Annotated in this window: 23 protein-coding genes and 3 pseudogenes; 11 read left to right on the top strand and 15 right to left on the bottom strand. The window is 65.6% G+C overall.

From position 1 onward, the window contains the following. The first annotated feature begins 34 nt into the window (after nt 1–34). The 4 genes and pseudogenes from AB4Y40_RS17570 (at nt 35) to AB4Y40_RS17555 (ending at nt 3,488) form a co-directional block, all read left to right on the top strand. A complete protein-coding gene (locus AB4Y40_RS17570; RefSeq protein ID WP_368688806.1) occupies nt 35–1,714 on the top strand; it encodes an ABC-F family ATP-binding cassette domain-containing protein in 1,680 nt (559 codons plus the stop codon). A 181-nt stretch (nt 1,715–1,895) separates the two neighbouring features. Further along, a pseudogene (locus AB4Y40_RS17565) lies at nt 1,896–2,075 on the top strand (cysteine hydrolase); the annotation flags it as partial. A gap of 115 nt (nt 2,076–2,190) precedes the next feature. Beyond that, on the top strand, nt 2,191–2,562 hold the full coding sequence (locus AB4Y40_RS17560; protein ID WP_368688805.1) for a translation initiation factor Sui1: 372 nt from the start codon (nt 2,191–2,193) through the stop codon (nt 2,560–2,562). 281 nt (nt 2,563–2,843) lie between these two features. Then, entirely contained in the window at nt 2,844–3,488 is a 645-nt protein-coding gene (locus tag AB4Y40_RS17555; RefSeq protein WP_368688804.1) for a hypothetical protein, read from the top strand. Nucleotides 3,489–3,617: 129 nt separating this feature from the next. On the opposite strand, the gene AB4Y40_RS17550 is transcribed toward AB4Y40_RS17555, so the two are convergent. After that, nucleotides 3,618–4,016, bottom strand: coding sequence for an STAS domain-containing protein (locus AB4Y40_RS17550; protein ID WP_368688803.1), 399 nt, complete (start codon nt 4,014–4,016; stop codon nt 3,618–3,620). Nucleotides 4,017–4,063: 47 nt separating this feature from the next. Here AB4Y40_RS17550 and AB4Y40_RS17545 point away from each other — a divergent pair. Beyond that, nucleotides 4,064–4,264, top strand: a pseudogene (locus AB4Y40_RS17545) (sodium-independent anion transporter); the annotation flags it as partial. On the opposite strand, the pseudogene AB4Y40_RS17540 reads toward AB4Y40_RS17545, so the two are convergent. Further along, nucleotides 4,261–4,544 (bottom strand): annotated as a pseudogene (locus AB4Y40_RS17540) (SulP family inorganic anion transporter); the annotation flags it as partial. The pseudogenes AB4Y40_RS17545 and AB4Y40_RS17540 overlap by 4 nt on opposite strands. 349 nt (nt 4,545–4,893) lie before the next feature. Beyond that, entirely contained in the window at nt 4,894–5,784 is an 891-nt protein-coding gene (locus tag AB4Y40_RS17535) for a LysR substrate-binding domain-containing protein (protein WP_368688802.1), read from the bottom strand. Nucleotides 5,785–5,936: 152 nt separating this feature from the next. Between AB4Y40_RS17535 and AB4Y40_RS17530 the strand changes: the two genes are divergently transcribed. Both AB4Y40_RS17530 and AB4Y40_RS17525 read left to right on the top strand, forming a co-directional pair. Further along, nucleotides 5,937–7,535 carry an MFS transporter gene (locus AB4Y40_RS17530; RefSeq protein ID WP_368689074.1) on the top strand — a complete coding sequence of 533 codons (1,599 nt, stop codon included), beginning with the start codon at nt 5,937–5,939 and terminating at the stop codon, nt 7,533–7,535. A gap of 38 nt (nt 7,536–7,573) precedes the next feature. Continuing rightward, a complete protein-coding gene (locus tag AB4Y40_RS17525) occupies nt 7,574–8,467 on the top strand; it encodes a LysR family transcriptional regulator (protein WP_368688801.1) in 894 nt (297 codons plus the stop codon). A 21-nt stretch (nt 8,468–8,488) separates the two neighbouring features. Here the strand turns inward: AB4Y40_RS17525 and AB4Y40_RS17520 are convergent, their stop codons facing one another. Further along, the gene (locus AB4Y40_RS17520; protein WP_368688800.1) at nt 8,489–9,496 is read right to left on the bottom strand and encodes an aldo/keto reductase; all 1,008 of its coding nucleotides are present in this window, start codon (nt 9,494–9,496) and stop codon (nt 8,489–8,491) included. A 106-nt stretch (nt 9,497–9,602) separates the two neighbouring features. Beyond that, entirely contained in the window at nt 9,603–10,544 is a 942-nt protein-coding gene (locus AB4Y40_RS17515) for a LysR substrate-binding domain-containing protein (protein ID WP_368688799.1), read from the bottom strand. Nucleotides 10,545–10,701: 157 nt separating this feature from the next. Between AB4Y40_RS17515 and gtdA the strand changes: the two genes are divergently transcribed. From gtdA to AB4Y40_RS17495, 4 genes are all read left to right on the top strand, one after another. Further along, nucleotides 10,702–11,751, top strand: coding sequence for a gentisate 1,2-dioxygenase (gene gtdA, locus AB4Y40_RS17510; RefSeq protein WP_368689073.1), 1,050 nt, complete (start codon nt 10,702–10,704; stop codon nt 11,749–11,751). A gap of 95 nt (nt 11,752–11,846) precedes the next feature. Then, nucleotides 11,847–12,545, top strand: coding sequence for a fumarylacetoacetate hydrolase family protein (locus tag AB4Y40_RS17505; protein ID WP_368688798.1), 699 nt, complete (start codon nt 11,847–11,849; stop codon nt 12,543–12,545). A gap of 29 nt (nt 12,546–12,574) precedes the next feature. Next, a complete protein-coding gene (maiA, locus tag AB4Y40_RS17500; RefSeq protein ID WP_368688797.1) occupies nt 12,575–13,225 on the top strand; it encodes a maleylacetoacetate isomerase in 651 nt (216 codons plus the stop codon). A 43-nt stretch (nt 13,226–13,268) separates the two neighbouring features. Further along, complete coding sequence (locus tag AB4Y40_RS17495) at nt 13,269–14,477, top strand: 3-hydroxybenzoate 6-monooxygenase (protein WP_368688796.1); 1,209 nt, start codon at nt 13,269–13,271, stop codon at nt 14,475–14,477. Nucleotides 14,478–15,107: 630 nt separating this feature from the next. On the opposite strand, the gene AB4Y40_RS17490 is transcribed toward AB4Y40_RS17495, so the two are convergent. The 10 genes from AB4Y40_RS17490 to AB4Y40_RS17445 form a co-directional block, all read right to left on the bottom strand. After that, nucleotides 15,108–15,809 (bottom strand): ABC transporter ATP-binding protein, encoded by a 702-nt coding sequence (locus tag AB4Y40_RS17490; protein WP_368688795.1) that lies wholly within the window; start codon nt 15,807–15,809, stop codon nt 15,108–15,110. Then, complete coding sequence (locus AB4Y40_RS17485; protein WP_368688794.1) at nt 15,802–16,542, bottom strand: ABC transporter ATP-binding protein; 741 nt, start codon at nt 16,540–16,542, stop codon at nt 15,802–15,804. Before AB4Y40_RS17485 ends, AB4Y40_RS17490 begins: the two co-directional genes overlap by 8 nt. After that, nucleotides 16,529–17,518: a branched-chain amino acid ABC transporter permease gene (locus tag AB4Y40_RS17480; RefSeq protein ID WP_368688793.1), complete on the bottom strand. Its 990-nt coding sequence runs from the start codon at nt 17,516–17,518 to the stop codon at nt 16,529–16,531. Before AB4Y40_RS17480 ends, AB4Y40_RS17485 begins: the two co-directional genes overlap by 14 nt. Nucleotides 17,519–17,523: 5 nt before the next feature. Continuing rightward, nucleotides 17,524–18,396: a branched-chain amino acid ABC transporter permease gene (locus tag AB4Y40_RS17475; RefSeq protein WP_368688792.1), complete on the bottom strand. Its 873-nt coding sequence runs from the start codon at nt 18,394–18,396 to the stop codon at nt 17,524–17,526. A gap of 28 nt (nt 18,397–18,424) precedes the next feature. Continuing rightward, on the bottom strand, nt 18,425–19,636 hold the full coding sequence (locus AB4Y40_RS17470) for an ABC transporter substrate-binding protein (protein ID WP_368688791.1): 1,212 nt from the start codon (nt 19,634–19,636) through the stop codon (nt 18,425–18,427). Between the two features lie 85 nt (nt 19,637–19,721). Then, nucleotides 19,722–20,951 (bottom strand): ABC transporter substrate-binding protein, encoded by a 1,230-nt coding sequence (locus AB4Y40_RS17465; RefSeq protein WP_368688790.1) that lies wholly within the window; start codon nt 20,949–20,951, stop codon nt 19,722–19,724. 311 nt (nt 20,952–21,262) lie between these two features. Beyond that, nucleotides 21,263–22,696: a DNA-binding protein gene (locus AB4Y40_RS17460; protein ID WP_368688789.1), complete on the bottom strand. Its 1,434-nt coding sequence runs from the start codon at nt 22,694–22,696 to the stop codon at nt 21,263–21,265. Nucleotides 22,697–22,967: 271 nt separating this feature from the next. Continuing rightward, on the bottom strand, nt 22,968–23,804 hold the full coding sequence (locus AB4Y40_RS17455) for an IclR family transcriptional regulator (RefSeq protein WP_368688788.1): 837 nt from the start codon (nt 23,802–23,804) through the stop codon (nt 22,968–22,970). A 96-nt stretch (nt 23,805–23,900) separates the two neighbouring features. Beyond that, entirely contained in the window at nt 23,901–25,253 is a 1,353-nt protein-coding gene (locus tag AB4Y40_RS17450) for a CaiB/BaiF CoA transferase family protein (protein ID WP_368688787.1), read from the bottom strand. 61 nt (nt 25,254–25,314) lie between these two features. Beyond that, entirely contained in the window at nt 25,315–26,622 is a 1,308-nt protein-coding gene (locus AB4Y40_RS17445) for an MFS transporter (protein ID WP_368688786.1), read from the bottom strand. Between the last annotated feature and the right edge of the window lie 259 nt (nt 26,623–26,881).

Genomic DNA, 26,881 nt, shown 5'->3' with positions numbered 1-26,881 from the left:
GCTATCATGCCATTCCTCTCCGAAGTCGCTCCTTATGATTTCCGTCCGTAATGTCACGCTGCGCCGCGGCGTTAAAGTCGTGCTCGACCGCGCGTCCGTCACTTTCACCCCCGGCGAAAAGATTGGTCTTGTCGGCCGCAATGGCGCCGGCAAGTCGTCCTTCTTCGGCCTTCTCAACGGTACGCTGCACGAAGACAGCGGCGAGTTCTCGATTCCAGCTGCATGGAGGATGGGCCAGGTCGCACAGGAAATGCCGGAGACCGAGCAGGGCGCGACTGACTTCGTAGTCGAAGGTGACACCGTGCTGCTCGCCGCACAGGCCGAAGTCGCCGCCGCCGAGGCCAGCGACGACGGCATGCGCATGGCGCACGCCTACATGGCCCTGCACGACGCCGGCGCACACGATGCCCCCGCACGTGCCCAGGCGCTGATCCTGGGACTGGGCTTTACGGCCGCGCAGCTTGATCAGCCGGTCAACAGTTTTTCCGGCGGCTGGCGCATGCGACTGCAACTGGCGCGCGCGCTGATGTGCCCGTCCGACCTGTTGCTGCTCGACGAGCCAACCAATCACCTTGACCTGGACGCGCTGGTTTGGCTGGAAGCCTGGCTCAAGCGCTATCAGGGAACCCTGGTCGTGATCAGCCATGACCGCGAATTCCTCGACGCGGTAACGCAGGTGACGGTGCACGTCGACAACGCCAAGCTGGTGCGCTATGGCGGCAACTACAGCAAGTTCGAAGACATGCGCGCCGAGCAGCTCGAGTTGCAGCAGGCCGCGATGGCCAGGCAGGCGGACAAGATCGCCCACCTGCAGAAGTTCATCGACCGTTTCAAGGCCAAGGCCTCGAAGGCAAAACAGGCGCAGAGCCGGGTCAAAGCGCTCGAACGCATGGAGAAGATCGCACCGGTGCTTGCGGAAGCGGAGTTCAACTTCGAATTCAAGGAACCCCTCAACGTCCCGAACCCGCTGTTGTCGATGCTGGACGCGAGCTTCGGCTACCCCGCGCCGGCTGACGCACTGCCGGGCACGCCGCCTACGGTCATCGTGCGGGGCATCAATCGTTCCGTGCTGGCCGGGCAGCGCATCGGCATTCTCGGTGCCAACGGCCAGGGCAAGTCCACGCTGGTGAAGACGGTGGCGCACGCGCTGGCGCCGATTGCCGGCGAAATCAGCGAAGGCAAAGGCCTGAACATCGGCTATTTCGCCCAGCAGGAGCTGGACGTGCTGCGCCCGCTCGACACGCCGATGGAACACATGATCCGCCTCGCCAGGGACACACCGGCGCACTTGCGCGCCCCAGGCCAGAGCGGCACCGAGCAATCGCTTCGCACCTTCCTCGGCACCTTCAACTTCAGTGGCGACACGGTCCACCAGGCAGTGAGCACGATGAGCGGCGGCGAAAAGGCGCGGCTCGTGTTGTGCATGATCGTGTGGCAGCGCCCCAACCTGCTGCTGCTCGACGAGCCTACCAACCACCTCGACCTTGCTACACGCGAAGCGCTGGCCATGGCGCTCAACGAATTTGAAGGCACGGTGATGCTGGTCAGTCACGACCGGGCCCTGCTTCGCGCCGTCTGTGACGAATTCTGGCTGGTCACCAAGGGCGGCGTCGAACCCTTCGACGGTGATCTGGACGATTACCAGCAGTTCCTGCGCGACGAAGCCCGTCGCATGCGAGAGCAGGCCGACGCAGAGCAGAAGGTTATCGCCTGAGATCCAGCCCAGGATTTCGGTAGGGGTTGTCGAGCAGCGGCAATTGCGCCTCGATCGTCGCGAAGAGTCCGCGAAGAGTCCGCGAGTGCTGCGATGCGATCGCATGCGGATTGTTCCGTACAGACTTTACTGTGCGCGATTCACATCGACCTCATTGAAGACGTGCTCGCCACGGCCTCCTGGGAAGAACTGGGACGCGGTTGGAGCCAGCGTGACGGAGAACCGGACCGTAGAAAACATGCCGCGGATATTCAAGGCCGCGAAAGCAGCGAAGTTCAGTGTTTTCATCTCGCCACATTATTTTTATCCGACCGATCGCGCATGGAAATTCAATGGCCCGCTCGAGACGGACGAGTTCGCGAGCGCACAGGTGTGGTGCACCGGGAGCCATGACCAGAGGTTCATTCCGCGTAGCTCAGGAGCAAGCAAACGCAACCTGCTAAACTCGCCGGTTGCTGGTCTTTATGTCCTTGTGTATGCCTATCGTCAAGAGCAGTTCGAAGGGTGGCCTCGTTTACTCCACAGACGGCGGGCGGATGTGCCCCGAGTGCCGGCGCACGGTCGAAGAATGTATATGCAAGACGATTGCCAGTACACAACCCGCAGGGGACAGCGTCGCGCGGGTAGTTCGCGAGACCAAAGGTCGAGGCGGGAAGAGCGTGACGGTCGTGAGAGGGTTGGCGCTCGACCCCGTCGCCCTGGCCTCGCTGGGCAAACAGTTGCGCGCCGCCTGCGGCTCGGGTGGAACGGTCAAGGATGGCACGATTGAAGTGCAAGGCGACCATTGTGACCGTATTATCGAAGAGCTCAAAAAGTCCGGTCATCGGGTGAAGCGCGCCGGGGGCTAATTCCTTCGGTCGGCGCAGGCAGAAAGCGCAATCGACCACGCTCGGGCGGTAACACGCCAATATCGTCTATCGGGAACGTCATCTCGCAAGCGAGCGCTGCCCGTCACTGTCATCCAATCCACCACGGATCGATCCCACCACTCTCTGGGCGCGCGGATGACGACACAAGCCGCGCGAGACGGATAGCGCCAGACAAGATCATGCGCCCGTTCAAACACGTGTGACTTCGGCTGTCGGGGCCAGGGTATTCGCGAGACATCAATCATGCTGCAGAGGGACAAATGAAGAAAGGAAAGACGAAACTCACGCGTCTTGATGCTGAACGACTCTTCGAGGGGCTTCCCGCCTCGAACGCAACTACGTCGAGTCGGCCCGAGAACCCATTCGACGCAGGGACGTTCACCGAGATCAGGCGCGTCGACGACGAAGCCAAACTCTGGAAAGACAACCTCATTACGCTCCCGCTAGCGATCGCATTGCCTGCTGGATACGCGTCGATATCCGCCTTGCGCGAGGCGATGGTGCGCGCATGGCGCGTGAGGTGGGTACGGGAGGAGGAAAGCCAGGTTGTCGCCGAATTTCCTGAGGGATGGACTGCCGTTCGTCCGCAAAGTGGCCCCATAGAGTTGCGCGATTCCACTGGCGTGGTCCGCGCCCTTTTTGGGTGGGCCGAGGACGCTGAACTCCGGATTCTTCCCAGGTATCTGGTTGAGGCGCAGGCGAACAGTTCAAGCGGGCTCGGCAGCCTGGTTGTCCGTGATCGAGGAAACGGCCAGATTCTTGAGAGATCGTCAATCTGGTCCGCGAAAACGGGCACCCATCATCCGGATTGGGGCCGGCTGTCACTGTGGCTCAGTTCACGTTACCCACAACATGGCGATCCGCTGCGCTACTGGAAGGATTGCGAGGAGAATATCAATAATTAGGCGAGTTCTGCGGGCCCCGTTCCTCGGGCGCAAACTACCGTATCCGAACTTGAGGGCGCTCCAGCAGGGATCGGCGCTTCATTGAGCTTGCGCGTTCGGCACCAGGGCCAGTTTCGCTCGTCTCGCTCTCTATGCGCCTTTCAGCCAGGGCATTTCCACAGGTGACACCACCAATTGTCGGAACTCACGCTCCAGTTCGAAGATGAACCCGACCAGGATCATGGAGTCGGCATAGGGAATCGGGAATACGTGAGGATTTTCTGCAGCACGTAGCCGGCGCGTGGACGTGTCCGCCGTCGTTGCGGCGTTTTCGCGGACGCTTTCCAGTTCGTCAGCCATTGCCTGCCCACTTACTCCCGCGCGCTCGTAGCGCCCCTGCACCGCTTCGAGCGCGGCAATGGCCGAATGGTCCGCCACGTGCAGATGCGCGCAGTCGATCGTGATGTGAGCGGGATCGTCCTGCATATCGAATAGCATCTGGAAGTGGGTGGCCGAGGCGAAAAACAGCGTGCCGCGCGGCGCATACACGCGCTCGCCCGACGCCGTATCGCGAATATCGCAGCGGAATTCGCGCGCATGGCCTCGCGTTCATCATTGCGCGCGCGCAGTTCGAGCACTTCAAGGTGCCCGGTCCGCAGGGGCCGCAATGGATGCGCGGCCCGGCGCTCGCGCTCATGGCGGGGCTCGTCGCGTTCACCGTGGCGATCGTGTTCGTGCTGCCGCGCGTGACGAAGGCCGCGCCGCCGGCGCTCGTGGCCATCATCGGCGTGGGGTTGACGAAGCCGGGCATCACCGGATGCGGCACCATGCGGATCAGCTTGCCGAGGCGCAGCGCGCCGAACAGCATCATGACGAGGCCGCTCAGCACGACCGTGGCGAACAGATACTGCGGCCCATGCTGAACCACGAGCGCGACGATCACCACGGCCATCGACCCGGTGCCGCGCCCGAAATCATCCCGGGCCGGCCGCCGAACAGCGCCGTGATCGTGCAGATGAAGAACGCGCCGTACAGGCCCGCGAGCGGGTTGACGCGCGCGACGAGTGCGAAGGCGATTCACTCGGGCACGAGCGCAAACGACGACGTGATGCCGGCGAGCAGTTCGCTACGCAGCAACGAAGAACGGGAAGAACGGCGCGAGCCGGAACGGTCGGATTCCATGTAGCGGTATGGATTTACAGCGGATTGGCTGGATGTCGTTGCCACGCCCCACGCGTCGCGTTGGCTCGAAGGGGGGCGGGGACAAGGCGGGGTGCGAGGCGGCGGCATGGCGCCGCCTCGAGGGCCCGCGAGGTCCGTGCGGCGCTCGCGGGTGAGCGTGCGCCATGATCCGGACGGGCGAAAGGGCGCATCCTGGCATGACTGCCGTCAGGTTGCCGGCGAGGCCGCGGGTTGGGCGGACGGCTCAGGGCGCCTTGAAGAGCCGCTCGCAGGCGAAGTCGACGAACGCGCGCAGGCGCGGCGTAAGGTGCCGGCTGGAGGGCCAGAGGATCGAGAACTGGCCCGGCGCTTCGCAGGCCGCGTCGAGCACCGTTGCGAGCGTGCCCGCCGCCAGCGCGTCGCGAGCGAGGAAGTCCGGCATGTAGCCGATGCCGAAGCCCGCCTCCACCGCCCCGCGCAAGGCCTCCATGTTGTTGCAGACGAGCGCGGCGCGTAATGCCGGCGGCGCGTCCTTTCCCGTGGCGAGGTCCCACGGCTGGAGCTTGCCCGTCGTGGGAAACCGGTAACGCACGCACGCGTGCGCTGCGAGATCGCCCAGCGTGCGCGGCACGCCCGCGCGCGCGAGATAAGCGGGCGCCGCGGCAAGCACGAAGCGAAACGGCCCGAGACGCCGCGCCATCAGGCTGGAATCGTTGAGCGCCCCGCTGCGGATGGCGGCGTCGAAGCCGCCTTCCACGAGATCGACGAGCCGGTCGTTGAAGTCCAGATCGAGTTCGATTTCCGGGTAGCGCTGCGCGAATTCGGGCAGCACCGGCAGCAGAAAGCGATAGCCGATGGCGGGCAGGCTCACCCGCAGGCGCCCGCGCGGCGTCTGGGCTGCCGCCGAAAGCAGTTCCCGCGTATCGCGCAGTTCTTCGAGCATGCGATGGCAGCGCTCGTAGAACAGTTGCCCTTCCTCGGTGAGTGTGATGCGGCGTGTCGTGCGGTGAAAGAGCCGCACGCCGAGCGACTGCTCGAGCCGCGCAATGCTCTTGCCGACCGCCGAGGCCGAGATGCCGAGTGCGTGCCCCGCCTCGACGAAGCTGAGCGCCTGCGCGACGCGCACGAAAGCGACGATGCCGTTGAGATTGTCCATAGCGTATTCGAGTCGTCCCGCGCGCAACGATTCGCGAATCGCATTCCGCAATCTGCGGAACGCCAGCCTGTTTTTCTGCGCACGCTTGCGCATTATCGTAGTTCGCTCCGGCCGGCGCGCGCCCGGCGACCTCTGGAGCTTTTTTCGTGAAGATTTCCCGCAACGACAACGAGGCGTCGCGCCGCGTCGCCATCCTGACGGCCGTCTGCCTCGCCGGCCTCGCCTTGCCGCTCGCTTTCTCGGGTGGGGCCGTGGCCACCCCCGCCATCGGCCGCGCGTTCGCGCGCGACGCCGCCAGCGCCCCCGCCGCCCTCGCCTGGGTCACCAATGCGTTCATGCTCGCCTTCGGCAGTCTGCTGATGGCGGCAGGCACGCTTGCGGACCAGTACGGGCGCAAGCGCGTGTTCGCATTCGGCGTGACGGGTTTTACGCTGGCTTCGCTTGCGCTCGCGTGTGCGCCTACGCTCCTCTCGCTCGACCTGCTGCGCGCGGCGCAAGGCGTGTCCGCCGCGGCGGCGCTGGCAGGTGGCACCGCGGCGCTCGCGCAGGAGTTCGACGGCCACGCCCGCACCCGCGCATTCAGCTTGCTCGGCACGACCTTCGGCCTCGGACTCGCGTTCGGGCCCGTGATCGCCGGGCTCCTGATCGAGCGCCTCGGCTGGCGCGCGGTGTTCGCGACCGGCGCCGTGGCAGGCGCGTTCGCGCTCGTATTCGGTGTACCACGCATGCGCGAGTCGCGCGACCCGAACGCGCGCGGACTCGACTGGCCCGGCACGCTCACCTTCACGGCAACGCTTTCGTGCTTCACGTACGGCGTGATCGAAGCACCCAGCCGCGGTTGGACCGAGCCCCTCGTGGCGGGTTTGCTGGCCGCTTCCGTGCTGCTGGCGCGCGCTTTCGTGGCAATCGAAAGACGCATCGCGCGCCCCATGCTCGATCTCTCGCTCTTTCGCTATCCGCGCTTCGTGGGCGTTCAGCTGCTGCCCATCGCGACCTGCTTCTGCTACGTCGTGCTGCTCGTCGTGCTGCCGCTACGGCTCATCGGCGTAGAGGGCTACCGCGAGATCGACGCGGGCTGGCTCATGCTCGCGCTCTCTGCGCCCATGCTGGTCGTGCCGCTCGCGGCGGCGGTGCTCACGCGCTGGCTCTCGCCGGGCGTGGTCTCGGGCATCGGCCTGGCCATTGCGGCCGCGGGGCTGTACGCGCTGGCGCTGGCGTTGCGCGGCGGTGCGAATGCGTCCGCGATCGGGCCGATGCTCGCGATCGGCACCGGCGCGGCCATGCCCTGGGGCTTGATGGACGGCCTCTCCGTGAGCGTCGTGCCGAAGGAGCGCGCGGGCATGGCCACCGGCATCTTCAGCACGACGCGCGTGGCGGGCGAAGGGATCGCGCTGGCCTGCGTGAGCGCGCTGCTGGCCGCGCTCACGCAAACCCGGCTGCTCGCAGCGGTCCACGTTCATGCCGACGCGGGCGCGCTTGCGCAGACGTCGGCAAGACTCGCGGCGGGCGACCTCGCACAGGCTGCGGCGTGGCTGCCGGGAGTGCCAGTGTCCGCGTTGCGTGCGGCCTATGCCGATGCCTTTTCGGTGCTGCTGATGGGGCTGGCTGCGCTGACGCTTGGCTGCGCTATCGCGGTGCTCGTGTTCCTGGGGCGGACGCGCGCAGCAAGCGCCGTGCAAGCGGATTTGCCGGAGCACACCGCAACGATCGTGCATGAAGGAGGCGAGGCACACTCCCGTTCGCGTGTTTGATACGATTCGCTCCACCCGCCCCCACAGCGAACCCCATCATGGCGCGTGAAAACTTCAGCGATCTTCTTGCGTTTCTCGCCGTCGCGCGCGAGCGCAGCTTCACGCGCGCGGCCGCGCAGCTCGGCGTCTCGCAGTCGGCGCTGAGCCACACCATCCGCAGCCTCGAAACGCGCCTCGGCCTGCGTCTGCTCACGCGCACCACGCGCAGCGTCGCCACCACGGAAGCCGGCGAGCGGCTCTTTCAGGCGCTCTCGCCGCGCTTCGAGCAGATCGACGCCGAGCTTGCCGCCCTCACCGAACTGCGCGACAAGCCCGCGGGCACCATCCGCATCACCGCGATCGATCATCCCATCGACACGGTGATCTGGCCGAAGCTGCGCCCGCTCGTCGCCGACTATCCCGACATCAAGGTCGAGATCACCGTGGACTACGGCCTGCGCGACATCGTCGCCGATCGCTACGATATTGGCGTGCGCCTGGGCGATCAGGTCGAGAAAGACATGATCGCGGTGCGCATCGGGCCGGACGTCAAGATGGCAATCGTCGGTTCTCCCGATTATTTCGCCACGCACAAGGCGCCGCGCGCGCCGCAGGATCTGCTCAAGCACAACTGCATTACGCTGCGGCTCACGTCGTCGGGTGGCCTGTACGCATGGGAACTCAAGAAAGACGAGCATGCGCTGCAAGTGCGCGTGGACGGCCAGCTCACGTTCAACGCCATGCCGCAAATGCTCAACGCCGCGCTGGACGGTCACGGCCTCGCGTTCGTTCCCGAGAACGCCGCGTTGCCGTTCCTCCGCGCAGGCCGCCTGAAAAGCGTGCTCAAGGACTGGTGCCCGGTATTTCCGGGCTATCACGCGTTTTACCCGAGCCGGCGACAGTCGTCGCGCGCGCTCGCGCTCGTGATCGACGCGCTGCGCTATCGCGCGTAGCGTAGCGCGCCCTGGTGCCGATTAACTACCGGACTTGCGCCCTTCGACCGGATAGCCCGGATCCGTATATCCCGGCGTAGAGGCATGCCCCGGCGCCACGAGGCTGTCGACGAACGTTTCGTCATCGGGGCCGAGCTGGAGGTTCAGCGCGTCGATATAGCTGTCCCAATGCGCTTCGGTGCGCGGACCGGCGATCGTCGAACTGACGTGGCGATTCTTGAGCACCCAGGCGAGCGCGAACGCGACAGGCGTCGTGCCGCGCTGCGCGGCGTAGTTCGCGATCTCGCTCGCAATCCGCAGTGACTCGGTGCGCCACTCCGTCTGGTGGATGCGCCGGTCGCCGCGGCCCGCGCGACTGTCGCCGGGCGGCGGTGCATCGACGGCGTACTTGCCGGTCAGCACGCCGCGCGCGAGCGGACTGTAGGGCACCACGCCCAGCCCGTAATGCGCGGCCGCGGGCAACTGCTCGACCTCGGCCGTACGATCGACGATGTTATACAGCGGCTCGCTCGCCACGGGCCGGTCCATGCCCATCTGGTCCGCGAGGCGCACGATCTCGGCAATGCGCCAGCCACGGAAATTCGACACGCCGAAGTAGCGCACCTTGCCCTGGCGGATCAGATCGCCCACGGCGCGCACGGCTTCGTCGAGCGGCACGTCGGGCAACGCGCGGTGAAAATACAGCATGTCGATATAGTCGGTCCCGAGGCGCTTCAGGCTCGCCTCCACCGACTGGTAGATCCACTTGCGCGACTGCCCCTGCTCATTCGGCCCCTGCGCGAACGGGAAACCGAATTTCGTCGCCACGACCCAGCTGTCGCGCTGCGCCGCGATGGCGCGGCCGACGATTTCTTCCGAGCGGCCCGCGTGATACACGTCGGCCGTATCGATGAAATTGATCCCCTGTTCGAAGGCCTTGTCGATGATGCGCTTCGACGCGGCCTCGTCGGTCTCGCCGCCGAACATCATCGCGCCGAGGCACAGCGGGGAAACCTTGAGCGCACTGCGGCCCAGATTCCGATAGTCCATATCCTCTCACTTCGAGCTAGTTGCCAAAGTAGGGATTTAAATACGTAGTCGCTTTTCGATAAAGACCCGGATCGCGCATGCTTTCATGAATGGGATTCATGAAACGCTATTGAAGGACCGCGCCCTCCGCCGGCAGGTTCGCGCTCTCGCGCAGACAATCCAGCGCCAGCGCCACCGCCGCGCGGCTCACGCTGTCGCGCCGCCAGTACATCGCCACCCCGCCCGAACTGGCGAGGGGCATCGGCATGGCGAGCACGCGCAGCACGTTCAGCCGCGAGAAGCGCACGGCCGCGCGATGCGAGGCCACGCCGATCAGGTGCGTCTGGTTCAGGAGCGTCACGTTGAGCATCGACGAATTCGACTCCACAGTGTGGCGCGGCATGCTGCGCCCCGCCGCGGCGAGCGCCGTTTCGAGCGCCGTCCGAATGGGCGTGCCGGCCGGCCAGACGATCCACGCATACTCGAACAGATCGGGCCAGTCCAGCTTGCGGCGTTTTGCGAGCGGATGCCCGAGCCCCACGACGAAGTTCACCGGGTCGCGATAGAGCGTTTCCATTTCGAGCGTCGGGTCGACTTGCGCACTGGCCGCGCGTCCCACCACGATATCGAGGTCGCCATGGACGAGCGCCGGCATCATGAGGTTCATCGTGCTTTCGACGAGGCGCACCTGCGCGCGCGGCATGGCCTCGACGAGCCGCGCGACCGCGAGCGGCACCGTGTCCGCCGCCGAAACACCCGACGTGCCGATCGAAATCAGCCCGCTGCCGCCCTCGCGCAGCGCATCCATGTCGTCGCGCGCGCTGTCGAGATGGCCCTCGATGCGCCGCGCATGCTCGATCAGCGCCTCGCCATAGGGCGTAGGCCGCAGGCCGCGCGCGTGGCGCTCGAAGAGCGGCAAGCCGATGTCGGCTTCGAGGTCCTTGAGCCACTTGGACAGCGCCGGCTGGGTGGTGTTGAGCGCCTCGGCCGACTGGCTCAGATTGCCGGTCTGCGCCACGGAAAGCAGCATCTGCAGGTGCCGCAGACGCAGGCGATGTGTCCAGTCCATGTGTCCCCCACTTAGCTATACCAAAAAACATATGGATAAGAAGAAATCATGATTTTACTGGATATGGCTCGCTGGCTTATAAATTCGTTCAACGGCAATGCAGGCCAAACGCCGTGCCGACGAATACACAGGAATAAAGGAGACTCGCATGTCCAGCATGTCCGCCAGCACAACCACGCCCGAACGCGATGCCTACTATGCGCAGATCGCGCGCAGCGGCATGTCGCCGCTCTGGGAGTCGCTGCACGCCCTCGTGCCGAAGTCGCCGCGTCCGCAGGCCCTGCCCGCCATCTGGAAGTACGCGCAGCTGCGCGAGCTCGTCATGCAGGCGGGCTCGGTCATCAGCGCCGAAGAGGCGATCCGGCGCGTGCTCGTGCTCGAAAATCCCGGTCTGCCCGGCAAGTCGAGTCTCACACCCAATCTGTATGCCGGCCTGCAGCTGATCCTGCCCGGTGAGATCGCGCCGAGCCATCGCCATACGCAGTCGGCGCTGCGCTTCATCGTCGAAGGCAAGGGCGCGTGGACGGCCGTGAACGGCGAGCGCACCACCATGCACCCCGGCGACTTCATCATCACGCCCTCGTGGACCTGGCACGATCACGGCAACCCGTCCGTCGAGGAAGGCGGCGAGTCCGTGGTGTGGCTCGACGGTCTGGACATTCCGCTCATCGCGCATCTCGACGCGGGCTTCGCCGAGAACTACCCCGAGGCCACGCAGCCCATTGCGCGCACCGAGGGCGATAGTTTCGCGCGCTTCGGCCACAACATGCTGCCGGTACGCCATACGGTGAGCGATCCGACCTCGCCGATCTTCAGCTACCCGTATGCGCGCAGCCGCGAAGCGCTCGACACGCTCTACCGCGGTGGCGAACTCGACGGCTGGGACGGCGTCAAGCTGCGCTACGTGAATCCGGCCACGGGCGGCTGGCCCATGCCCACCATGGCGACCTTCATGCAGTTCCTGCCGAAGGGCTTCAAGGGCAAGACCTACCGCAGCACCGATTCGACCGTCTATTGCGTGGTGGAAGGCAGCGGCGCGGTGCGCATCGGCGAGGAACGCTTCACGTTCGACCCGCACGACGTGTTCGTCGCGCCCTCGTGGGTGCCGGTCCAACTCGAAGCTGAAAGTGACGCGGTGCTCTTCAGCTACTCCGATCGCCCCGTGCTCGCCGCGCTCAATCTGCTGCGCGAAGAACGCATCGGCTAACGCTTCGACGGCGAGCGCGCGTCCGCCTCGATACGCGCGCGCAGCTTGCTTCGGCATCCCTATCAATCTGTTCACTCTCTCAAAGAGCAACCATCATGGCATTCGTTTTCCAGCCCGAGGCGCCTGTCGCCCTTGCCGTCGCCGGCTCGACCGATCAGTTCGCCGTGCGCCGCGTGTACTGCGTGGGCCGCAATTACGCCGCGCATGCGCGCGAAATGGGCTTCGACCCGGATCGCGAGCCGCCCTTCTTCTTCTGCAAGCCCGATAACGCCATCGTGCCGGTCGCCTACGGCGAAACGCTCGAACTGCCGTATCCGGCGCAAACGCAGAACTACCACTACGAAGCCGAACTCGTGGCGGTGATCGGCAAGGCGGGCTCGGACATCGCCGGGGAACACGCGCTCTCGCACGTGTGGGGCTACGCCGTGGGTCTCGACATGACGCGCCGCGACCTGCAGATGAAGATGCGTGAAATGGGCCGCCCCTGGGAGATCGGCAAGGCGTTCGATCTTTCCGCGCCGGTGGGCCCGGTGCATCCGGCGAGCGAAGCCGGCCACTTCGAGAAAGCAGGCCTGTGGCTCACCGTCAACGGCGAAACGAAGCAGAAGAGCGACGTCTCGCACCTCATCTGGTCAGTGGCCGAAACGGTTTCGTATCTCTCGAAGTTCTTCCGCCTCGAACCGGGCGACGTGATCTTCACCGGCACGCCCGAAGGCGTGGGCCCCGTGAAGGCCGGCGACACCATGAAGGTGGGCGTCGAGCGCCTGGGCGAGCTGACCGTGAAGGTGGTTTGAGCTGCATCCGTTCTACAGGAAAGTCCATCGTGCAGCTCTACAGCTTCTTCAATAGCTCGACTTCGTACCGCGTGCGCATCGCGTTGCGGCTCAAGGGCGTCGAACATGAGTATCTCGGCGTCAACATCCGCACCGGCGAGCATCGCGCGCCGCAGTACGTCGAGCACATCAACGCTTCGGCAACGGTGCCCGCGATCGTCGAAGGCGACTTCCATCTGGGCCAGTCGCTCGCCATCATCGACTGGCTCGATGCGCGCTATCCCGAGCCGCGTCTGATTCCAGCGGAGCCGCAAGCGCGTGCGCGCGTGCTCGAACTCGCGTACCTGATCGGCTGCGACATGCATCCCGTCAACAACCTGCGCGTGCTCAAGTATCTGCAGGATGTGCTGGGCGTGACGCCGGAGCAGAAGAGCGTGTGGTATCGGCACTGGGTCGCGCAAGGCATGGCAGGCGTGGAGCGTCTGCTCGCGCAGGCCGCCGGGTCGCACGATGGACCGTGGTGCTTCGGCGCGGCGCCCACGCTGGCCGACTGCTGCCTCGTGCCGCAGATCGCCAACGCGTTGCGCATGGACTGCGATTTGTCCGCTTACCCGCGCAGCATGGCTGTCTACCGGCACGCCTGCGAGCATCCCGCATTCGCAGCGGCCGAGCCACGGCGTCAGCCCGATTACACCGCCTAGCCGCGCGCCGCGGGCCTCAAACAAGTCATTCAGGAGACAAGACATGCAATCATCCAACGCCAGACGCAGCGCGATCGTGGTGGGCGGCGGCATCGGCGGCCTTGCCGCGGCGCTTGCGCTCGCGCGGGCCGACGTCCGCGTGCTGCTGCTCGAACAGGCCCCGCAGATCGGCGAGATCGGCGCGGGCATCCAGCTCGGCCCCAATGCGTTCACGGCGCTCGACGCGCTCGGCGCGGGCGAGGCGGCGCGCAATCGCGCCGTGTTCACGGACTCGCTCACGCTCATGGACGCGACCAACGCGAAGCCCGTCGCGCGCATCGAAACGAGCGAGCGCTTTCGCGAGCGCTTTGGCAATCCATATGGCGTGATTCATCGCGCGGACATTCATCTGTCGATTCTCGAAGCGGTGAAGGACAATCCGCTCATCCAGTTCCGCACCGACACGCAGATCAAGTCGCTCGAACAGAACGAGCACGGCGTAACCGTGATCGACCAGCATGGCGAGCGCTACAGCGCCGACGCCGTGATCGGCTGCGACGGCGTGAAGTCCGCGGTGCGCGCGGCGCTGATCGGCGACGAACCGCGCGTGACGGGCCACGTGGTCTACCGCGCCGTGGTCGACGTGGAGAACATGCCGAAGGATCTGCAGATCAACGCGCCCGTGGTGTGGGCGGGGCCGCACTGCCACCTCGTGCACTATCCGCTGCGCGGCGGCCGGCAGTACAACCTCGTCGTGACCTTTCATAGCCGGGAGCAGGAAGTCTGGGGCGTGCGCGACGGCAGCAAGGAAGAAGTCCTTTCGTACTTCGAAGGAGTCGACGCGTTGCCGCGGCAGATGCTCGACCGCCCGACGTCGTGGAAGCGCTGGGCCACGGCCGACCGCGATCCGGTCGAGCAATGGAGCTTCGGGCGTGCGACGATACTCGGCGATGCTGCGCACCCGATGACGCAGTATGTGGCGCAGGGCGCTTGCCAGGCGCTAGAGGATGCGGTCACGCTGGGCGTTGCCGTCAAGGCTGCGGATGGCGATTTCGTCGAGGCGTTCAAGCGGTATGAGGCGGCGCGTATTCCGCGGACGGCGCGTGTGCTTTACTCTGCGCGTGAGATGGGGCGTATTTATCACGCCAAGGGCGTGGATCGGCTCGTGCGCAATGCGATGTGGGTGGGGCGCAGCCAGGAGCAGTTTTATGACTCGCTGCAGTGGCTTTATGGGTGGAGTGATGAGAACTGTCTCGATTCTGGCGCGGTTTGAGCCGCTAGTGCGTTTGAGGTTTTCCTGGGCTTTGGCCGTGGTTTCTGGCCGTTTTGGCCTTTCCTTGTTTTCGCGTCGGTGTGCAGGCGTTGCCCCTGTGCGGGGCGGCACCTACTTTCTTTGCGGCGGCAAAGAAAGTAGGCAAAGAAAGCCGCTCAAACCGCCAGCGCCTGCCACAGTTCACATCTCGCCATTAATGGTGAATGGCTCCGGAGCGTCTGTCACCCCGCACCTTCAAAGGTAGTGACAAGGCGCTCATCCTTCCGGCGGCGCTACGCGCGCCGAAGGGCATAACCAAACACCGATGGGGTACATGAGTTCTCGCGAATGCTCACGCGTGCCACCCGCTTTCCCTTGCAGACCCAACCGCAGCGCGCGTAGCGAGCAGCGGGATGAATGATTGCTTTGTCACTGACTTTGGTGGTGCGAGGTGACAGACGCTCCGGAGCCATTCACCATTTACGGCCAGATGTGAACTGTGGCAGGCGCTCGCGGTTTGAGCGGCTTTCTTTGCCTACTTTCTTTGCCGCCGCAAAGAAAGTAGGTGCCGCCCCGCACAGGGGCAACGCCTGCATACCGACGCAAAAACAAGAAACCGCGAAAACAGCCAAGACCGAAAACAAAAAAAACCTAACGCGCAAAATACATATCGTGAAGCTCATCCACATTCACATCCTTAGCGCGCGCAGCAAACGTAACCTTCCCGCCCTGCATAAGATAAACCTGGTCAGCAAGCCGCAGCGCCATATTAGTATTTTGCTCCACGAGCACAATAGTCCGCCCGGCAACCTTGAGCCGATCAAGAATCGCAAACACTTCCTGCACCATCACAGGCGCAAGCCCAAGCGAAGGCTCGTCGATCAGCATGAGCTGCGGCGAAGACATGAGCCCGCGCCCAAGCGCCAGCATCTGCGCCTGCCCGCCTGATAGCGTGCCCGCAGGCAGCCCGCGCCGCTCCTTGAGCAGCGGAAACAGTGCATAGACCTCCTCGAGCTGCGATTTCGCCCCAGCGCGACGCGTTTTCGCAAACGCGCCCAGCATCAGGTTCTCCTCGATCGACATGTCGCGGAAGATCATGCGCCCTTCGGGCACCATCGCAATGCCGCGCTGCGCCATGTCCCACGTGGGCACGCCCGCGAGCGGCGCACCATCGAAGGTGATCTGGCCGCGCTCCAGCGGCACGAGCCCCATGATCGCCCGCAGCAGCGTAGTCTTGCCCGCACCGTTCGGGCCCACGATGGTCGTGACCTCGCCGCTCGCAATATTGAGCGTAACGTCCCATAACACATTGATCGCGCCATAGCCGGCGCGGGCGCTACTAACCTCAAGCATGAGCGGCCTCCCCCGTATAGCTGCGCACGACCTCCGGATCGCGGAACACCTCGGCAGGTGGCCCGTCGGCGATCAGCTTGCCGAAATTGAGCACGCATACGCGCCTGCACAGGTTCATCACGGTTTCGATATCGTGCTCGATGATCAGGATGCCTACGTTGTATCGCTCGTGCACCGCCAGCAGCGTTTGCATGAAGCGGCGCTTGGTGGCCGTCTCCAGGCCCCCCAGCACTTCGTCAAGCAACAGCAGCTTCGGCCCCGTCGCGAGCGCCTTCGCTACCTCCAGCGCCTTCAGTTCGGTGAGCGCGAGTTCCGTCGCCGCGTCGCGCTGCGCCTTGCCTTCGAGTCCCAGGAACGCGAGGATTTCGTCGATGCGCGCCTCGTCAACCCGCCCCGTACCGAAGCGTTGCGCGACGATCAGGTTCTCGCGCACCGTGAGTTCGTGCATGGGCTGCGGCACCTGGAACGTGCGCCCGATGCCCAGGCGCGCGCGCCGGTAAAGCGGCGCTTTCAGCAGATTCACGTCGCCGAAACGGATCGATCCGCTCGTGGGCCGCACGAGCCCCGAAATCGCGTTGAAAAGCGTCGTCTTGCCCGCGCCGTTCGGGCCGACCAGCCCCACCACGTCGCGCGTGCCGAGCGAGAGCGATACACCGTTGACCGCCGTGATGCCGCCGAAGCGGATCGAGACATCCTGCAGGCGCAGCTCCGCCGCCTGTTCAGCTTGCTGCATAAACACCTCGCCGGGTACGTTTGAAGCGCAGCGCGGTCAGACCCGCGGGGCTCACGATCATCATCGCCACGAGCAGGATGCCCAGCACGATCTGGTGTCCCGTCGGCAGCAGGCTCTTGAGCACGAGCTGATCCACTAGATAGACCGTCACCGCGCCCACCAGCGGCCCGAGTATGGTGCGATAGCCGCCGCAGATTGCCGCGATGATCGGCACGACGGCCCAGCTCGCGTTGAACGCGTAATCGGGTTCGAGAAAATTGATGTAGTGCGCGTTGAAGGCGCCCACGAGCCCCGTCATCAGCGCCGAGAGCATCAGCATGGCGAGCTTGAGCATCACGCTGTTGACGCCCACCACGCGCGTGGCGTCCTCCGACTCGTGCATCGCCCGCAGCGCGAGTCCCACATGGCTGCCGCGCAGCCGCGCATAAATCGCGGCGAACGCGAGCACGAGCGTGAGCACCACGAGATAGCCGCCGCTCTTGCTGCCGAAATCGAAGCCCGCGACCTTCGGCAGCCCCGGAATGCTGGAAAGGCCGCTCGCGCCGCCCGTGAGGCCGGACCATTCGGTCGCGATGATGCGGAAGATCTGCGCATAGGCGAGGATGGCGAGCGCGAAGTACGGCCCCTTCAGGCGCAGCGCGGGCGCCATGGCGAGCGAGGCGACTGCCGCCCCCACGCCGCCCGCGAGCATCGCGGGAAACACGGGCCAGCCCGCCTTGAGCGTGAGGAGCGCCGAGATATACGAACCCACGCCGAAAAACGCCGCGTGTCCAAAGCTCACCATGCCGCCGAGGTTACCGAGCAGCGCCCACGCGAGCGCCACACCCGCGATCGTGAGCGAGGCCACCGCCAGGCTCATCAGATACAGGCTCTGCCCGAACACGAGCGGCACGCCCGCATACAGCACGGCCAGCGCCACGGCGAGCCCAGCCAGGCGCGGGCCCGACCAGGCCGTCGTGGTTTTCAATGTCGACATCGATCTCATCCCCTTCGTTTCGCCACACCGAACAAGCCGTTCGGCAGCACGTAGAGCACGAGCAGAAACAGCAGCATGCCCGCGAGTTCCTGCAACGCCGAACTGGCGAGCGTGACGGTGAGCGCCTCGGTAATGCCAAGCAGCATCGCGCCCGCCAGCACGCCCGGAATCGAGCCCACGCCCGCGAGCACCGTGATGATGAACGCCTTGACGGTGAGCGCTTCGCCAATGGATGGCTGGATCGCGCTCGACGCGTAGATCGACACGCCCGCACACGAAGCGAGCAGCCCCGCCACGATGAACGAGATCAGTTCGGTCTTGCGCGGGTCGATACCCATCAGGCGCGCCGCATCGCGGTTGCTGGAAATCGCACGCACGGCGCGGCCATACCACGAACGCGAGAGCCACCACCAGAGCGCGAGCATCAGCACGACGCTGATTCCGAACGAGAGCACTTCGCTGCGCATGGAAAGCAGGTTGCCGAGCATCACGCTGTCCTGCAGCCATGCGCTGCCGGTCGAGCGCACGTCGGCGCCCCAACCCAGCAGCACGGCGTTGGTCAGCACGATGCCGATACCGTAGGTCAGGATCAGCGAGTTCAGCTCGCGGTCGCGTTTGATGCGGCTAACCAGATACCACGCGGCGGCGGCGGCCGCGCAGACCACCGGAATCGCCACCGGAATCGCGAACACGGGATTGAGGCCGAGCTTCGTCTCGAACGTGTAGGCGATATAGGCGGCAAGCAGCACCAGCTCGCCGTGGGCGAGATTGATGATGCGCATCGAGCCGAACACCAGCGCGAGCCCCAGCGCGACGAGCGCGTAGGCACCGCCCACGAGCACGCCCGAATACAGCGATTGCAGCAACAGGTCCGTCATCGCGGCTCCTCCTTCGTTGCGCGCGCAATTACCAAGGCAGCGCGGGGTAGTTCAGCTTGCCCGTCGCACGCTCTTTCGGCCACACGAGCACGATGCGATTGCCCTGGATCTGCGCCATGTTGTTCAGGAACGCGGGGTTGTCGCCGTTCGGCGCGAAGCTCACCTTGCCGATCAGCGTGTCGTGCGGCTTCGCGCGCAGTTCGGCGGCAATGCCGTCCTGCTTGAGCGTGCCTGCGTCGGCGGCGCGCGCCATGGCGTCGAACAGCAGCCGCGACTGCACGTAGGCGAATTCGGCCAGGTAATCGGGTTCCTTGTGATAGGCGGCCTGGTACGCCTGCACGAAGGCCTTGCCGTCGGCCGTGCCGAAGTCCGCGGGATACGGCAGCATCGCGCAGCCGATCACGTTGTTCACGAGATCGGGATAGTCGGTGGTCATCTTCGGCGTGACGATCGACCACGCGCCCATCACGGCTTTCAGTTGCGGGCGCAGCACCTTGGCCGCGCGCAGAATGCCGATATAGTCGTTCTCGTACGCGATCATCAGCAGGACTTCGGGTTTGTCCTGCAAGCGCACCTTGTTCACGAGCGGCTTGAAGTCCGTCATCGCCGGGTCGAATGCGTGCACCGTCACTGTCACGCCCTGCGCGCGCAGTTGCGTCGAGACTTCGTTGCTGAGGTCGGTGGTGGCCTGCTTCGTCGAGGCGAGAATCGAAACCGACTTCACGCCCATGGCGTTCAACTGCCCCACCACGGCCTTCGAATAGCCCGATGCGGGCCCGATGCGGAAAAAGTGCTTGAGGCCGCGCGTAGTCATCGCGCTGTCCACGGCCCCCGAGGTGATATAGACGATGCCCGCCTTGTCCGCCGCTTCCGAAGCCGGGCTCACCGAATTGGAGCCGTAGCCGCCCGTAATGGCGAGCACGCCTTGCGAAGCGAGCTTCTCCACCGCCGATACGGCCTTGGCGGGCTGCGCCTCGTCGTCGACCACGGTGAGCGCGACCTTATGTTTGCCGCTACCGTTGTTGAAGAGATCGGCGGCGAGCCGGATGCCTTCGAGCTGCGCGTTGCCTGCACGCGCCATCGAACCGGTGAGCGGCAACTCCACCCCCACGGGCAGCGTGTCGGCAAATGCGGCGGGCGTGTGGGCGAGCAGCGCGCAGGCGCTTGCGGCGCCCGCGCCGATGCGAAAGAGAGCACGCACGAGGGCGCGCGGCTTGCTGCGAGTCGCGAAGCGGTCCATCGAACCTCCAAACCTGAGTCTCGGTAATAGGAAGCGGCACCGTTCAGATGCGGTGCTCGCCCTGTTTCGTTGTTCTATGTTTTTGTCACCACGGCACGCCCGGATACACCGGCTTCGCCGTCGCGTAGGTCGCGGGCCACACGAGCGCGAGCTTGCCGTCGTGCGCGAACTGGCCCATGTGCGCCACGTAGTTCGCGTTGTCGCCGCGAGCGTCGAACGCCACCTTGCCAATGAACGTGTCGTCGCGCCGGGTGGCGCGCAGCGTGTCGGCCAGACCGCCCTTGTCGAGCGTGCCCGCCTTCTGCGCACTCGCGATCGCGTCGAACAGCAGTTGCGCGTAGACGAACGACGTCTGCGACTGATAGTTCGAGCCGGTCTTGAAGAGCCGCTGGTACGTATCGGAGAAGTCGCGCTGGTCCGCCGAGCGGTAGTCAGCCGGCGAGGAGAGCACGGTCGCGCCATACACATTCGGCACGAGGTCGGGGAACGACTGCGCCATCTTCGGGCTCGCGAACGCCCATGGCGCCGCTATCGCCTTCAGCTCGGGCTTGAGCACGCGCGAGGCCCGCAGAATGCCCACGTAGTCGTTCTCGTAGCCGATCATCGCCATGGCGTCGGGCTTGTCCTGCAGCTTGACCTTGTTGATGAGCGGCTTGAAGTCGCTGATCGAGGGATCGTAGGCATGCAGGAAGGTCTTCACGCCTTGCGCCTTGAGCGCCGTGTCGAGCTGCTTCGCGAGGTCGCTCGTCGCATCCTTCGTCGAATAGACGATCGCCACCGACTTCACGCCCAGCGTGTTGAAGAGGCCCACCATGCCCTTCGTGTAGCCGGGCGTGTTGCTCACGCGAAAGAAGTTCTTCAGGCCGCGCGTGACCATGTCGTCGCTGGTGCCGCCCGAGGTCACGTAGACGAGCCCGGCCTTGTTCGCGGCTTCCGATGCCGGCCCGGCGCAGTTCGAATTGGCCGCGCCCGCGATCGCGACCACGTGCTGCGAGGCGAGCTGCTCGACGGCGGCGACGGCCTTGGCCGGGTTCGATTCGTCGTCGACGGCCACCAGCGTGATCTTGTCCTGCGGATGGCGCCGGTTGTAGATGTCGGCCGCCACCTGAATGCCGCGGTACATTTCGGTGCCCGCCTGCGCGAGCGCGCCGGTGAGCGGCAGTTCCACGCCCACGCGCCACTCCGTGGCGTGCGCGAACGACGGCGCGAGTGCGATGGCCAGCGCTGCCGCCAGCGCGCCGCGCAGGTTCGTCGGCGCGGGCCGTCCGCGTCCCGGACTGCCGATGCTCCCGTGCTGCGTCTTGATTCGCGTCATGTCTCCTCCTTTGCCCTTGGGGGCTTTTGTGTGCTTTGGAGTGTGCTGCGCGGCGGCGCCTGATTCGCATAGGCGCGCCACTGGACAGGTGCCAGTGTGGTTCAGGCGCACGAGGCCAACAATTCGTTTTCGGGAAAGCGGGCGTTCGGCTGGCTGGAAGTCGGCATTTGTCCCGATGCCTGCACACGCGCAATCGACGGGTCCGGCGAGCAGGGGCAAAAAAAACCGCTGCACTGAGGCAGCGGGCATGGAGAAACGGCACGGCGCACCGCATTCGCGATGCGCCATCAAACAGACGGTCTTTGGTGCGCTCAGGCCGGCGCGTTTTCGGTGCTCAGCTTCGTCACCATGCCGGTCTTGGCGTCGTAGGCGTAGCCCTGCTGCTCGAGATGAGCGCTGACCGCTTCGACGACCACTTGCTGCTGGGACTCCTTGCGCAGCAGTTCATGCTCGGGCACGACCTGGCCCAGCTCGGCGGCGAGGCGGCGGCTCAGCGAGGCTTCGCCGGCGCTGCGGGCCAGACCCACAATCGCCTTTTCGTTGGCCTGGGCCAGTTGCTGCTTCAGTCCGTTCGCGTACTCGGACCAGCGCTTGATGTTCTCGCGCGCATCGGTAATCGCGGCGGCGTGCTTGGCCGTCTCGCTGGCAAGCTGGGCCTTCAGCGTCTCGATTTCTTCCGGATCGGCGGCCGCAGGCTGTGCCTCGGCTGCGCCCTCGGCGGCTTCGCTCGACGCCGCGGCCTTGGCGAATTCGCCCAGTTCGGCGAGTTCGGTCGCCTGCTGCTGCGCGGCGTCGGCGCGCTCCTGCGCCTCGGTCAGGCTCGCCGTGAGACGGGCGATCTCGGAGGCGTCGGCCGTGCGCTCGTCGCTCAGGCTGGCGAGCTGCTGCTGGGCATTCTGCAGTTCGGTGGCGGCGGCATCGCGCTCGGCCTGGGCACCGGCGACCTGTTCGCGCTGGGCCGCGTGCGCTTCCTGCTCGGCTTGCAGCGCCGCGCGAATCGCTTCCAGTTCGCCCTCGAGCTTCGCAACCGCTTCCGCGTGAGCCGTTTCCAGCGCTGCGCGCTCCGCTTCGTCATTCTCCGTCGAGGCTGCCGGTTCGGCCTGCTCGCTTTCCTGCGCGGCTGCCGCAGCGGCTTCGGCTTCCGCGGCCTGGGCAGCGTGCGCTTCGCGCTCGGCGGCCAGTTCGGCGACCGCGCGCGCCAGTTCCGCCTCGAGGGCCGAAACGCGCTCGGCCAGTTCCTCGGCGCGCTTTTCCGCTGCATCGGCGCGCTCGATCGCGCTCGCGATGTCTTCCTCGAGAGCCGGCCCGTCATTGGGCCTGGTCTCGTAGGCGCGCGTCATGTTATCCAGCTGAACCTGCAGGGCGTCGAGTTCCTGGACCGTGCTCTGCAGCTCTTCGAGCGCGTTGTCGCGTTCGTTGCATGCGTCCTCGACGCGCTCGCGCATCGACAGCAGGCGGCGCGCCACGGCGCGCTCGGCCTCGTCCTGCGCCGACGTCCACAGACGGTCGAGCGCGTCGCGCATCGTGTCCGTCACGGTTTCCGGCAACGCGGGGCGCTCGACGACCTGCTGCACGCGCGGCGCCCGCTCTTCGCGCCACTTGCGCAGCGAGGCAGCCACTGCGACCACCGAGCCGGTATGAACTTCGGACCAGATGGCCATGGGAGAAACCTTCTGGCCCTCGTCGGCCATCCGTTCCGCGATTTCAGCCACCAGTTCGTCCGTGATCGTAATGCTGCTTGACATATCTGCCTCGAGAAAGTGCGAGCCCACCCCGCGTTTCTAGAGATTGTCAGGCAACCCCCTCCCGGTTAATCGCTCGAAAAGCCGGGTTTAAGGGGAGGTGTTCACAGGATTGCGCCGCCACTTCCGAAGCGCTTGCGGCAAGCCACTCGCCCTGGACGGCGTTTTCGGTGTTCTGGCGCAGCGCGGAAGTCAGTTCCTTGCTGGCCGCCGGGTTTCTGTGGCTCGGGTCAGGCAGCCAGCGCCAAGCCAGTGTGCGGTCAAGCGAGGCGGGTTATCTCTGCGGCTTCGAAAACGCCAGCGTAGTGGGCCCCGCATAGCCAAGCAGCGCCGACACCTCCGCGGCGCCACGCGCGATCAGCGTCTTGAAGCGCTCCATGCCCGGCACGCCGCGGCTGACCGGCGTGCCCATCACGAGCGCGGCGATCACCGCGCCCGACTCGTCGCGGATCGGCGCGGCAAAGCCCACCACGTCGGCGGAACTCTGCTCGACCGTGGCGGCCACGCCGGTCTCGGCCACTTCCTTGAGAAGCGCCTTCAACTCGCGCTTTTGCGTGCGCGTGGCGGGCGTGTGGGCGCGCAGTTCGGCCGTGCGGAAATACTCGGTTTGCTGCGCCTCGCTCATCGCGGCCAGCAGCACGCGTCCGCCCGAGGAGGAAAAGAGTTCGCGCCGCTCGCCAATGCCCGCGATGAAGCGGATCGCGCTGCGGCTCTCCGCCGACATCACATAGACCATGGAAGGCCGGTCGCTCGCGAGTTGACCGATCAGGATCGTTTCGCCCGCTTCGAGCGCGAGGCGCTCCATCACGGGGCGCGCGATCTCGGGAAAGCGCCGCTGCGCGACGATGGCCGCGCCGAGCTTGAATGCTTCCACGCCGAGCGCGTACTTGCCGCCGTCATGCGTGAGATAGTGCGCGTGCGTGAGCGCGCGCAGCAGCGCGAGCAGGCTCGTTTTGGGCGTGGCGCTGAGGTCCGCGAGTTCGGTGAGCGTGGCGCCTTGCGGATGGTCGGCAAGAATGCGCAGCACCTGCACGATGCGCGTGGTCGCGCGCGGCCCGGGCGATGCGGTGGATTCGGTGCCCGCTTCGCGGTCTTCGGGGAGGTGCGCCATGGATCGATCGACGGTTGAACGGTGCGAAAAATTATACATGCCGCCCTGCTCCCGAAAGTGATGCGGACCGGCCGCGACGGTGTGGCTTACCTCTGCTCAAACCGCCTCCTCATGCGCGCCGCGCGTGCGCACGCTCGCGTTCGCGCCGATCGCCCCGCTCGCGCACAGCGCATCGATGCGCGCGGCGTCGAGCCCGAGCAGATCGTCGAGCAGTTCACGCGTGTGCTCGCCGAGAAGGGGCGGCGGCACCTCGTATTGCACGGGCGTCGCCGACAGGCGCAGCGGGCTCGCCACACTCGGCGATGTGCCCGCCAGCGGATGCGCAATGCGGCGCACGGATTCACGCGCACGCGCATGCTCGGAGCCGAACGCCTGCGCGACATCGTTGATCGGCCCGCACGGCACGCCGCACGCTTCGAGTGCGTCGATCCACGCGTCGCGTGTGCGCGTGCGAAACGCCTTTTCGAGCACCGGCAGCAACAGAGCGCGATTCACGCTGCGTGCGCTGTTGGTCGCGAAGCGCGGGTCCGCTGCGAGTGCGTTCAACTCCATCGCGCCGCACAGCGACCGGAACTGGCTATCGTTGCCGCACGCGAGAATCAGATGGCCGTCGCTGGCCGCGAAGGTCTGGTACGGCACGACGTTGGGATGCGCGTTGCCCAGGCGCCGCGGTGCCTCGCCCGTGCAGAGATAATTCATCGACTGGTTCGCGAGCATCGCCAGCTGGCAGTCGAGCAGCGCAATGTCGATGTGCTGGCCGAGGCCGCTGCGCTGCCGCTCGATCACGGCGGCGAGCACGCCCGTCGTCGCGTACATGCCGGCCATCAGGTCCGTGACCGCCACGCCGACTTTCTGCGGGCCGCCGCCGGGCGTTTCGTCGGGCTCGCCCGTCACGCTCATGAGGCCGCCCATGCCCTGAATGAGGAAGTCGTATCCAGCTCGATGCGCGAGCGGCCCGCTCTGCCCGAAGCCCGTGACCGAGCAGTAGATGAGCGCGGGATTGAGCGCCGCGAGGCTTGCGTAATCGAGCCCATACTTCTTCAGGCCGCCCACCTTGAAGTTCTCCACCAGCACGTCGCACTGACGCGCCAGTTCGCGGATCAGCGCGGCGCCTTCGGGCGCGGCGATGTCCACGGCCATCGACAGCTTGCCGCGGTTCGCGCACTGGTAATACGCGCTCTCCACGGTGTCGCGGCCCGCTTCGTCGCGCAGGTAGGGCGGCCCCCACGAACGCGTTTCGTCACCCGGGCCGGGCCGTTCGATCTTGATCACCTGCGCGCCGAGATCGGCGAGATTCTGCGTGCACCACGGCCCTGCCAGCACGCGGGAAAGATCGAGCACCCGTATGCCTTCGAGCGGCCGGCCGCGCTGGCCGCCTTGCTGTGCCTGTTGTCGTGCCTGCGCTTTCGTTGACTGCGATGCCGATGCTGCTCTCGTCTGCTGCTGCATGTGAAATGACCTCTGCCTGGATTGCGAAACTGCACGTTCGGGCGCTGCGCGTACGCCATGCTCAGTCGAGCGGCTTGCCCGCAGTCTCGGGCATGCGCCAGTAAGCGATAAGGCTCACGGCCGCGCCCGCGCACACGTAGGCGAGAAACCAGCCCTCGCGCTGCTGCGATTGCAGCCATGTCATGAGATACGGTGTCGTGCCGCCGAGCAAGGCGACCACGAGGTTGTACGCCGCGCCGATGCCGATGCCCCGCACCGCGGTCGAGAACAACTCGGCCATGATCGCGGGCGCAATGGCCGAATAGAGTCCATAAGTGAGCAGCCCGAAGCATTCGACGAGCAGCATCGACGTCACGCTGGGCCCGATCGAGCGCACCACCGGATAAAGGAACACGAGATACGCCGTCGCGAACACCATCAACTGCGGACGCCGCCCGAAGCGATCCGACAACGCGCCGAAGAACGGCTGCGCAATCATGAAGATGGCAATGCTCAGCGTGCTGGCCAGAAAGGCGTCGGCCGGCGTCGCGCCCGCGTGGCGGATCGCGTAGATCGGCATGAAGCTGATGAAGAGATAGAAGCTGAACGCACCCAGCACGCTGATGCCCACGAGGCGCAGCACGGCCGTGCGATGTTGCGTCCACGTCCACCACAGCGAGCGGCGCTCGATACGGCCCGAACGGCGCAGTTGCTCGAACGCGTGCGTTTCGCCCACGTTGCGGCGCATCCAGAAGCCTGCGAGCGAACCGCAACCGCCAATGAAGAACGGAACGCGCCAGCCCCACGTCACGAGCGCTTCCTTCGACATCACGTTCGTCATCACGCTGGCGAGCGCGGAAGCGAGCAGCAGGCCGGCCGCGATGCTGAAAAACAGGAAGCTGCCATACAGCCCGCGACGCTTCGCTGGCGCGGATTCCGCGAGGAAAGTGGTGGCTGCGCCGTATTCGCCGCCGACCGAGAGGCCCTGCACCATGCGCAGCACCGTCATGAGCACGGGCGCAAGCACGCCGATCGTCGCGTAGGTGGGCAGCACGGAAATCAGCAGCGAGGAACCCGCCATCATCATGATGGTGAGCGTGAGCGCGGCGCGCCGCCCGAAGCGGTCGGAGAAGCCGCCGATCACCCAGCCGCCCAGCGGCCGCATGAAAAAGCCCACGGCGAACACGGCGAAGGTTGCGAGCAGCGAGGCGGTGTCGTTCTCGGCGGGAAAGAATTGCTTGCTGAAGTAGATCGCAAAGGTCGTATACACCGACCAGTCGAACCACTCCACCACGTTGCCGACGCTGCCGGCGAATATGACGCTGGCCGTGCGTCGCGGCGCCGCTTCGGCCGCCGCGCCTGCCTGCGCGATCTCGGGGTTGGCGTTCATCCAGCTTGTCTCCTTGAATCCTGTTTTCAGGTTTATTCGAATCGTTCTGGCTGCCGGGCCGGCGGTGCCGGTCTCGGGTTCCGAATGTAGCATCGGATTCTGAATATCGAACGAGGCGCGTGCCTGGCGTATACCCTCTAAGCGTCCAAAATTCGACTAATTATTCTTTATAAACAGAAAGTTACCGGCGCATCATCGGTCGACCAGGCTGTTCCGATATTCGAACCGTGTTGCCGATATCGAAACTCGATTCTAGAAT

It is taken from the genome of Paraburkholderia sp. EG287B (genome assembly GCF_040965595.1).
In the GTDB taxonomy this organism is placed as follows: Bacteria; Pseudomonadota; Gammaproteobacteria; order Burkholderiales; family Burkholderiaceae; genus Paraburkholderia.
This window is presented reverse-complemented; position numbering and strand designations above follow the sequence as displayed.